General features: G+C 38.0%; 8 protein-coding genes and 2 pseudogenes. 5 read left to right on the forward strand and 5 right to left on the reverse strand.

Going from position 1 to position 10,057, the window contains the following annotated elements:
* Positions 1-259, forward strand: a 259-nt coding sequence (locus B5E95_RS09610; RefSeq protein WP_087236466.1) for a zinc ribbon domain-containing protein, incomplete at its 5' end; no start/stop codon positions are given.
* A gap of 191 nt (positions 260-450) precedes the next feature.
* Positions 451-519, forward strand: a complete 69-nt coding sequence (locus tag B5E95_RS11025) for a putative holin-like toxin (RefSeq protein ID WP_223876185.1) — start codon at positions 451-453, stop codon at positions 517-519.
* A 188-nt stretch (positions 520-707) separates the two neighbouring features.
* Here the strand turns inward: B5E95_RS11025 and B5E95_RS09615 are convergent.
* A pseudogene (locus B5E95_RS09615) lies at positions 708-1,193 on the reverse strand (zinc-binding dehydrogenase); the annotation flags it as partial.
* 203 nt (positions 1,194-1,396) lie between these two features.
* On the opposite strand from B5E95_RS09615, the gene B5E95_RS11075 reads away from it, so the two are divergent.
* Positions 1,397-1,531 carry a hypothetical protein gene (locus B5E95_RS11075; RefSeq protein WP_260263548.1) on the forward strand — a complete coding sequence of 45 codons (135 nt, stop codon included), beginning with the start codon at positions 1,397-1,399 and terminating at the stop codon, positions 1,529-1,531.
* Here B5E95_RS11075 and B5E95_RS11080 read toward each other — a convergent pair.
* The 3 genes and pseudogenes from B5E95_RS11080 to B5E95_RS09640 all read right to left on the reverse strand — a co-directional run.
* Positions 1,528-1,656 (reverse strand): hypothetical protein, encoded by a 129-nt coding sequence (locus B5E95_RS11080; RefSeq protein ID WP_257943038.1) that lies wholly within the window; start codon positions 1,654-1,656, stop codon positions 1,528-1,530. The two genes, B5E95_RS11075 and B5E95_RS11080, sit on opposite strands and share 4 nt — an antisense overlap.
* Positions 1,657-1,875: 219 nt before the next feature.
* Positions 1,876-5,109 carry an LEA family epithelial adhesin gene (locus B5E95_RS10575; protein ID WP_143437590.1) on the reverse strand — a complete coding sequence of 1,078 codons (3,234 nt, stop codon included), beginning with the start codon at positions 5,107-5,109 and terminating at the stop codon, positions 1,876-1,878.
* Positions 5,110-5,379: 270 nt separating this feature from the next.
* Positions 5,380-6,048: pseudogene (locus tag B5E95_RS09640) on the reverse strand (IS30 family transposase); the annotation flags it as partial.
* A 385-nt stretch (positions 6,049-6,433) separates the two neighbouring features.
* On the opposite strand from B5E95_RS09640, the gene B5E95_RS10745 reads away from it, so the two are divergent.
* Together B5E95_RS10745 and B5E95_RS09645 are read left to right on the forward strand one after the other, a co-directional pair.
* Entirely contained in the window at positions 6,434-6,610 is a 177-nt protein-coding gene (locus B5E95_RS10745) for a hypothetical protein (RefSeq protein ID WP_164480605.1), read from the forward strand.
* Complete coding sequence (locus B5E95_RS09645) at positions 6,607-7,167, forward strand: IS66 family transposase (protein ID WP_087236470.1); 561 nt, start codon at positions 6,607-6,609, stop codon at positions 7,165-7,167. Before B5E95_RS10745 ends, B5E95_RS09645 begins: the two co-directional genes overlap by 4 nt.
* 160 nt (positions 7,168-7,327) lie before the next feature.
* Here B5E95_RS09645 and B5E95_RS09650 read toward each other — a convergent pair.
* A partial coding sequence (locus B5E95_RS09650; protein ID WP_143437592.1) for a DUF1542 domain-containing protein occupies positions 7,328-10,057 on the reverse strand: 2,730 nt, incomplete at its 5' end.

The raw sequence follows: 10,057 nt of genomic DNA on the forward strand, positions 1-10,057 counted from the left end.
CGAATGGTATGGTAAAGAACTGATTATTGCCAACAAGCTATATCCATCAACGCAAAGATGCGCAGCATGCGGCTTGGTCAAAAAAGGCGATGAAAAGATCACGCTGCAGGGCAATAAAAGGCATGGCACCAAGCATAACGAGTTTGTCTGTTATAATCCTAGCTGTCCTAATTACAATAAAAAGGTTGATCGCGACGAAAATGCCATGGCCAACCTAACGCTGCTAGTAAAGCATCCAGAGTTAAATCGAGCCTTATAAGATAATTGCGGGCGAGGCTACGTCCGAAAAAATGCCAAAAGAGATAGTCAATGCGATTACTTCTAAATTGAAATATCGGAATACTAGCGTAGACGTTGGTAAGAGAAATGGAAAGCACGAATAGTCCAAAATGTATGAAAATAAAACATAGTCATACATTTGCTTACATTTTTCATAGCAGTATTTCCTTAATGCTTTTGTTCGGTACGTTTGTGTTAGCTCTGCTAACTTACATCGACCATCATCACGACAAAAAATAAAAACGCCGCTCAATGTAATAACTTTGGCGAGTTATAGGGCGACGTTTTCAACGTTTTTATAATATCGACCACCGCTCTTAAAGCGGGCTGCAAAGGAGGTCTTTGGATCTCCTTTTTCTTTATCTAAATTATAGCATATTTTTTAAATTAAAAGCCTGCAAAATTAATTGCGAGCTTTCTATTAATGCTTAGTTTTCCCAGTCATAAACCACAACTTTACCGGTCATATGACCACTTTCTACTAATTTATGAGCCTTTCGTAAATTTATTGCATTTAAGGGTTCTAATGACTTAGTCATAGTGCATTTAAGTTTGCCATTATCTAACATCTGGGCAATTTTGTTTAAAATATCATGCTGACTAATCATATCTTCAGTTTGATAATAGGATTTAGTATACATCCATTCCCACGAAAAGTGTGCTTTCTTTTTGGTAAGCAACCTTAAATTTATTGGACGATGATTTTCAGTAATTGAAACAATGTGTCCCTCTGGTTTAATTAACTCACACATTTCTTTCCAATGACCATCTAAATCCTTTAATTCTAGGATGTAATCAACATACTTATATCCTAATTTCCTTACTTGTTTTACCAAGTCTTCACGATGGTTCACAACATAATCTGTGCCGTGATCTTGTGTCCATTTAATACTATCTGGACGGGATGCAGTTGCAGATGTACTACACACATCAGCCGATTATTTAAGTGGCAAGACAGATAATCCTAGTCCATCGCCTAAAGGTGATGAAACTGGTGGTATTTCTATCGATGGTGAAGTACCATATTTCTATCATGGCTACACTATTCCAGAAGACTACCTGAACATAGTTCGTCAACTTATGGAACGTGATATCAAAAAAGGACTTATTAAACGACATGACAACAGCAGATCAGAATAAACAAGAACTCATAGACTGGTTATTTGCCTACGCAAAAAAGCATCAAATTGGCTATCTAAAGCCAAATGATGCTTTAATTGTTTTTTTCTCCAATGTCAATAGCTTAACTTAATGACATTGAAAGTCTAATTCTAGGTCATTTTTCTTTAAAGAAAGCAGTAAATGATTACGAGTTGGCTTAGACTTTTTAGCTTTTGGCTCACGAGCAAGAGGGACGATTAGCTTTTTTTCTGACATATGAATAACCTCCAAAATATTGATAAATTAATCATAATTGAAATCTAAAACTAATCTAGATACTCGATTATTTTACGCTTACGTAGAATCTTGTTTTCATTTCACACAAAAAGGCGATCAAAAACAATTTTTCAAAAGTTTTCGATCGTCTTTTTAAATCTGAGAATTAACTTTCTCTAGATACTTTTACCAATAGAATTTATAAAAAACTATTATAAATTATTCTTTATCGCGCTTCTTCTTAAATCCGAATAGACCAAGTGAAGCTAAAAGCATACCAAGCACACCCAAAATTGAAGTATCTTTAGTGCCTGTTTGTGGTAATGTCTTTAAGCTAGTAGCCTTGTTATTACCAATGGCATTATCACTTTCACCCTTAACACCTAGGTTGTTACCAGCGTTTGCGATGCTGCCATTAGCAGTAGAAGCTCCCTTAACTCTATCAGCTTGACTAGAGTTTGAACCATTCTTGTGTGAATGATACTTGCTTCCAAGAACATCTTCGCCTTTAGCAGCGATGATTAAATCAGTACCAGCAATGACATCCTTCGAACCATCTGGGTACGTTACTGTAGCTGTACCGTCATCACCTACTGTAACTTCAGTGCCTGCTGGGAAGTTACCCTTGTTAGTGTCTTCCACATTCTTCTTAACTTGATCTTTTTCAGAATCTGTTAAGTGACTTGGATCTTTAACAGTAACCTTGCCACCTGGAACAGTTGGCGTAATGTTACCAGCATCAGTTGTGTCGCCCTTTTGGCCTTGAACTAATTGGTCACCTGGGATAGTGTCCTTTGAACCATCTGGGTAATTTACTGTAGCTGTACCGTCATCACCTACATCAACTTTAGTGCCAGCTGGGAATTTGTTAGCGTCTTCCACATTCTTCTTAACTTCACCCTTTTCAGTGTCAGTTAATTTGTGGGTATCTGCTACTGGTACCTTCTTGTCTGGAACTTTTATCTTATCAGCGTCAGTTTGGCCTGAAGTTGAGCCGCTATCTTTACCCTCAACTAATTTATCACCAGGGATTGTATCAGTTGACTTAGTCTGATCTGGGTAGGTAATCGTTGCTGTACCATCATCACCTACATCAACTTTAGTGCCAGCTGGGAATTTGTTAGCGTCTTCCACATTCTTCTTAACTTCACCCTTTTCAGTGTCAGTTAATTTGTGGGTATCTGCTACTGGTACCTTCTTGTCTGGAACTTTTATCTTATCAGCGTCTGGCTTCACACCATCAAGAGCAGACCATGCCGTATTTTCTTCATTAGTAAGCTTTTCTACCGTCGCTTGATCTGCATAGGTACCTTTATTTTTGTTAACTGTACCATTTTCTACAGAAATTATATTACTTACTGCATCTGTCGCATTGTCATAAGCTGATTTTTCATCTTTACCAGCATATTGATAACGATCTGAAGCCTTAGTTGTATCGACTTTATGATCAGCAAACTTGTTATCAGAATCATACTGTCCGATACTATTACCAAGATTTTTCATAGCATCGTTTAAGGAATTTCCTTCATTAACAATGTTTTTTACAGCATCAGGGTCTGTAATGTTATTTAGAATTTTATTCCGCAAAACATTAATTTGAGCATTATTTAAATAGTCTTTCTTAATCTGACCTATAGCCTCATTGGCAGGAACCCAATTAGGAATAATATCTTTAGGGTTTAATGGTGCTGGATGAGCTGGATCAGCTGGATTCAGTGCTCTCTGCTCACCATATAAGCTAGAAAACATGTTATAGTATTTATTCTGAAAAGAATAAATATTAGCTGCGATTCCTGAGAATTGTTGATTTTTCGGACCTGTAGTTAATTCTACTTCATGAGAGTCTGTGTGTTGCGTAGTAAAGGAAATTTTATAAGAAGAAAATTGTGATTGATCAGTGACACCTTGTGACTTAAATTCCATTGCTTGGTTAAAGTTATCACTGCTAAATACGCCATTAGGATTAGCGTTTTTAGAATTTAACCTATACCCCAGTGTGTCATAAATGATTTTGTTCCCCTGTTTTGCACCGTCAACTCCAGTCTTATTTTTAATTTCAAAATTATTAAGATGAAAGTCATGATTGCCACCTAGATAAGGGATATTCTCATCATATGCATTATTATATTCAACCCCATCTTCAAAGTAAGTCTGCCATAAGTTCCTACGACCAGCATAAGCATCAGTATTGAAATAGTATGGGCCTTGCAAATATTGATTGTTATAAGCTGGCATGGTTTTACTATTAATTAAACCAGTATTTGGATCAACATCTGTGTTAGGATTAAATGAAAACTTCACTTCAGGTGATGGATTTGATACTGTAATGTCAGTAGATCTATTACTATTGTCCTTAAATGTATGAGCTACAAATGTTTGATTAGGATCAGTAGTTATGTCCATGTCAACATCACCAAGGATTTGGTAGTCATTAGTGAGAGCAATACCAAATTTTGCAGATTGTAACCCACTTAAGTTACTGCCAACATTTTGTAATCCCTTATGAGGAAAGAAAACAACAGTCCAACGGGTCTTACCATTTCCTAAATCTTCTTTAGAAATATGGATATTATTGTTAGTATCTGCAGCTGTCGTTGCATATTGCCCAAAAGCAGTACCATTAGCTTGAATATCAGCAGCATGGTAAACGTAGTCATTACCATAAATAGTTACAATCTTGTAATACTTTCCATCTTTACCTTTATAGATATTAGAACTGTAGTTATCTGAAGAAGTCAGATTATGCTTATTGGCCAATTCTTGATTTTCTTTATCTGGCTGAGTATTAATGTTATCTGGATTTACTGTAGCTGCTGCACTTCTGTCACGACCAGTAGTTTGCATTAAATTCATAGTTGCTAATTTCGCTGCTGATATAGCTGTTAATGATCTAATATCTAATGATCTAATATCAGTATCAGCGCTACTTTGCGTCTTTGGTGCAGATTGCGAGGTTGTCGCAGCTTCTGTAGAATTATTAGCTGTTGCATTCTTACTTGCACTATTTTGTTGAACTTTTTCTTTTGCACTAGTTGCTTTCTGAGCATTAGTGTTATTTTGATCTACTGTAGCTGCTGATGATTTAATATCAGTGTCAGCGCTACCTTGCGTCTTTGGTGCAGATTGTGAGGTTGTCGCAGCTTCTGTAGAATTATTAGCTGTTGCATTCTTACTTGCACTACTTTGTTGAACTTTTTCTTTTGCACTAGTTGTTTTCTGAGTATTAGTTTGTTCAACAGTTGTATTGCCAACTGCTGAAGGTTGTTGCAACCTACTGTTTGCTGAACTATTGGAATTTTCAACGCTTTCTGTGGTTGCTGCCTTTACAGAATGATTTGTAAAGTTAATTCCAAAAATGGTTACTCCTAATAATACCGAAACCATACCAACGCTAAACTTACGCAGACTATAACGCGGTGTCCGTTTAGTTTCTAAAAATTTGAGTTGCTTCATCGTTATTCCTACCTCCCAAATTTAATAACTAGTGGTGTATTGCAGTACACCAGAACAATAGCGCTACCGTTAAGGTATCAGCCTATTTGTTAAATATATTATAACACTGTTTAGCGACTTTGAAAACGCTTTAGCGACTTTGACGACCGCTTGGCGCTCAAGCCGAGCGGCTTTTCTGTTTGCAGTCAACTTACCAGATAGTAAAAGAGACTAACCGCAAAGGCTAATCTCTTTTCAAACGGCAGATTGCAAGAAATAACTTGAACAAAGTTAGTGACGCAGATTACGCAAAAAGATCTCAATTGGTGTGCGCCAGTTTAAACATTTGAGTGGCCTGGAGTGCAAATACCAGTTAATTTGAATTAACTCATCATCAGTGATTTCCTCAATCGGTTGACCTTTGAGGATAAAGCGTCGTAGTACTCGGTTGCGATTCTCATTACTGCCCCGTTCATGTGGAGAATAAGCATGCGCAAAGTAGAGGGGAATCCTGGCCTGCTCTTCAATTAGCTTGTAGTTAGCGAATTCTTTCTCATGGTCAACAGTAAGGGGCTTGAGATTATCTTCTAACTAGTTAGCTAATTCTAAAATGGCTTTGGTCATTGAGGTACTATCTCGTCCCTGAAGCCGTTTAACGATGATAAGACGACTCTTACGCTCGACAAACGTAGCTACTGCTTGACCTTTACGCTTTCCAGATAAAACTGTATCTGCTTCAAAGTGACCTGAGGTATGACGGTCAATAACTTCAGCGGGACGATCTTCAATGGAACGTCTATGGCTAAAAGTCCCACGGGTTTCTTTGGCTCGTCGGCGGCGAATTCCATGGTCAGGTAAATCAGCCACGCCAATATCCAATACTCCTTGCTCAATCCAGTTGTAGATGGTCTTGTAGGCGATTCTAACTACATGAGCCACTTGTTCAATCGACCATTTTTGTCACTGAATACATAATACTTTCTAACTGTGATTGAATATCGGCGAACTGATTTTGTAAGATACTCAATTGTGATGATGTTTTAGTATCTGTAATACCCATCAACGCCTCTGACAATGGTAGGCGACCTTCATCAGACAGCTTGGTTAATAATGCTGATACAACGTCAGTATTACCTTGTTAATATCCTTAGATGAAAAGTTAGCTTCAACAATATCGTTATTATGATTCATAAAAAATATCCTCCTTTACTGGTAATTCCAGCATAGGAGGATTCAATTATAAATTCTAGACGTGTGGATAGTAAGCGTCAGATAACCGAGTATCTTTCTTAGTCCTCTTTTTTCAGCTATTCTAAACTCATCAAAAATATTGGAGGTTAGAATTATGCTCGAAAAACAACAGCCAATTGTGGCTCTAAATCATCCAGTCAGACCAAAGAAGACGCGGCCACCACGTAATAATCTGTTGCTTAGTTTAAAGAAGAATGACTTAGAATTGAACTTTTATAGTAATTTGGATCCTGAGTTAATGAATAAATTACTTGAGCAAGTTTTACCATGATTAGGCTTAGTGACTTGGGGCAAGTTTATATCGTTTGTGGTGGAAGCAAGGATCGCTTCAAAGCCCTCTATTGGGACGGTCAAGGTTTCTGGCTACTCTATAATCGCATGTTTTACTTAGAGCGGACCTGGGAGAATTTAAGCAAACAAGAGCGTTACCAGCTAAGACAAGAAAAACTTAAGCCATTGATGCAAGAGTTCTTCAACTGGTGCGAGAAAAATAAGACAACCGTTTTACCAGGTTCTAAGTTGGGAAAAGCCATTAATTATACACTCAAACATCAAGAGACTTTTGAACATATCTTGCTTGATGGTAATTTAGAATTATCTAATAATAAAGCTAAACGAGCTGTCAAATCACTAGTAATGGGCCGCAAAAATTGGTTATTTTCACAAAGCTTTAGAGGCGCTACTGTAAGTGGCATTATTCTAAGCTTAATTGAAACTGCCAAGAGAAATAAGCTAGATCCCGAAAAATATTTGAATTATTTGCTTCAGAAACTGCCGAATGATGAGATTTTAGAATCGGACGCCCTTGAAGCTTATTTGCCATGGTAAGAAAAGATTCAAGCCAGTTGTAAATAGAAGAACCGCCTCAGTATAACAGTTACTGAGACGGTTTTTAAGTATACTATTTTATTTGACGCTTACTCTTATATTTTAATTGTACGAAAAAAGCTCGGCTTGTTTGCCGAGCTTTTCTGTATTCTTACAGAATTTATAAAGGTTCAACAGTAAGTTCATGAACACCAGCAGCTGGAATCCATTTATTCTTACCAATCTTATACCATTCACCATCGTTAATGGTTGCAATAGCGTAAATTCTCACTTTAGTTCCACGCGTCAAATGTTTCTTAGTCATTTTACCATTAACATTGTTATAAATAGCTAATTTATTAACCCATACAATTGCAGTAGTCTTCGTCTTCTTAGATAAATGTTTCAGCTTAAAGTTTTCGAGCTCACCCACTTTAATAGTAGTAGCAGCCATAATCCAGCGATTAGTGCCAATTCTGTACCAAACTTGACCATCAATCTTCTTGGTCTCTAAAACCGTCAAGGTAGTATCATGAACCAACTTCTTTTCTTTAGTCAAATTACCTTTTGGCAAAGTATAAACTTGAACTGCATTAGCTTTTATGATTACTTGGTAGAAATCATTATAAGCGTAGTCATCACCTGAAATAGTGCTCTTTGAGCCGTCTGGGTAAGTGATCGTAGTATTGCCTTGATCGTCAACGTTAGTAACTTTGCCATTCGAATTACTATTTTGGACATTGTCCTTAGTAGCATCAGTCCCTTGGTTCAAATTATTGATATTAGAAATGCCATCGTCTTTAGCTGTCTTAATTGCGTCAGCTGTAGTTGCTTGATCAATAGCCTTCTTTGCAGCGTCCGCTGCATCAGTTGCTTCTTTGATCAAGTTGTCTTTAGTAGTTTGATCAAGATTGGTTGCTCCATTAATTTCGCTCTGCTTATTTTTAAGAGCATCATCAATGGCATCCTTAGCAGCCTCTTTAGTTGCAGAAGTTTCAGGAACATTAATGTTGTTAATATCAGTTTTACCCTGGGTTTGCGCTGTTTTAACATCATCGGCTTTCTTGGCATCATCAATTGCAGCCTTAGCTTTGGTAACTTCATCAGAAACTTGCTGATGCAAAGCAGCCTTTTCTTCATCAGTTAATTTTGACTTCTCGATTGCATCATTCTTAGCCTTAGCAGCTTGATCGATGGCCTTCTTAGCAGCCTCTTTAGTTGCAGAAGTAGTAGGAACATTAACGTTGTTAATGTTATCAACACCAGTGTTCTTAGCTAATCCAACATCAGTGACAGTTGATGCATTGCTAATGGCAGTCTTGACATCATCTGCAGCTGTCTTAGTTTGAGCCTTCACAGACTGTTTTTCTTCATCAGTCAGGTTAGGAGCAGTATCAATTGACTTATTCTTTTCAGCTAGAGCTCCATCAATTGCGGCATTTGCACTTACCTTGTCGATTGCTACAGTTCCGTTGTTGACTGCATCAGTAACAGCTTTATTAGATTTACCCTGACCAATAGCTTGCTTAGCGGCCTGAGCATCGGCATCAACTTGGCCCTTAGCAGCTTGTTTCTCACTTTCAGTAATACCGTTAGTATTATCAATTGCCTGCTTTGCGGCTTTTGCTGCGTCATCAATATTTGCTGAAGCTTTTTGCTTAGCATCTGATTGTGCCGGAATTGATACTTTATTAATGTTATCAACACCAGTCTTCTTAGCTGATGCAACATCACCGACAGTTGATGCACTGCTAATGGCAGTCTTGGCACTATCTGCTTCTTTCTTAGCTTGTTCCTTCACAGCTTGCTTTTCATCAGAAGTCAGGTTAGGAGCACCCTCAATTGAATTATTCTTTTCAGCCAGTGCTCCATCAATTGCGGCATTTGCACTTACCTTGTCGATTGCGAGCTTACCTGCATCCGTTGCATTTGCAACACCTTGGTTATCAGAAGCTTTCTTGATGTTTCCTTGAGCATCAGTAACAGCTTGGTCAATTTGATCCTTTGCTGTTTGCTTTTGATCAGCAGTTAAACCTGAAGTTTCATCGATGGCCTTCTTAGCAGCATCAGCTGTGTTATCGAGATCACTATTAGCGTTCTTCTTAACATCAGAATCAGTTGGAACAACTTGTTCGATTGCTGTCTTACCATCTTGGCCTGCATTAGTGGCACCATCGTTGGTTGTTGCGCCATCGATTGCGTCCTTAGCAGTCTGGGTTGCTGAATCAACTTTGTTGGTTAGTTCTTGCTTTTCGCTAGCACTAAGGTTGTTAGAATTATTAATCAATTCTTTTTGCTTAGCGGCATCTTTATCAACTGCGTCCTTAGCTGCTTTCTTAGCGTCTTCAAGACTGGTTGGAACAACTTGTTCGATTGCTGTCTTACCATCTTGGCCTGCATTAGTGGCACCATCGTTGGTTGTTGCGCCATCGATTGCGTCCTTAGCAGTCTGGGTTGCTGAATCAACTTTGTTGGTTAGTTCTTGCTTTTCGCTAGCACTAAGGTTGTTAGAATTATTAATCAATTCTTTTTGCTTAGCGGCAGCTGCATCAACTGCAGCCTTAGCAGCAGTTTGACTATCAGTCAAACTAGTCAATTTCACTGCATCAATTGCCTGAGTACCCTTAGTTTGTTCAGTAGCTACATCTTTGTTTGTTGTAGCTTGGGTGATAGCGTCTTTTGCTTTATCTGCTGCATCAGTTGCTGCTTTGATCAACTTGTCTTTAGTAGGTTGATCAAGATTGGTTGCTAAATTAATTTCGCTCTTCGTATTGTCAAGAGCTTTATCAATGGCAGCCTTAGCAGCAGTTTGACTATCAGTCAAACTAGTCAATTTCACTGCATCAATTGCCTGAGTACCCTTAGTTTGTTCAGTAGCTACATCTTTGTTTGTTGTAGCTTGGGTGATAGC

This window comes from Lactobacillus gallinarum, assembly GCF_002160635.1.
Lineage (GTDB): Bacteria > Bacillota > Bacilli > Lactobacillales > Lactobacillaceae > Lactobacillus > Lactobacillus gallinarum.

Coding starts and splice junctions, on each gene's coding strand:
- B5E95_RS10745 (WP_164480605.1), top strand. CDS start 6,434: ATGCTCGAAAAACAACAGCCAATTGTGGCTCTAAATCATCCAGTCAGA.
- B5E95_RS11075 (WP_260263548.1), top strand. CDS start 1,397: ATGACAACAGCAGATCAGAATAAACAAGAACTCATAGACTGGTTATTT.
- B5E95_RS09645 (WP_087236470.1), top strand. CDS start 6,607: ATGATTAGGCTTAGTGACTTGGGGCAAGTTTATATCGTTTGTGGTGGA.
- B5E95_RS11080 (WP_257943038.1), bottom strand. CDS start 1,656: ATGTCAGAAAAAAAGCTAATCGTCCCTCTTGCTCGTGAGCCAAAAGCT.
- B5E95_RS10575 (WP_143437590.1), bottom strand. CDS start 5,109: ATGAAGCAACTCAAATTTTTAGAAACTAAACGGACACCGCGTTATAGT.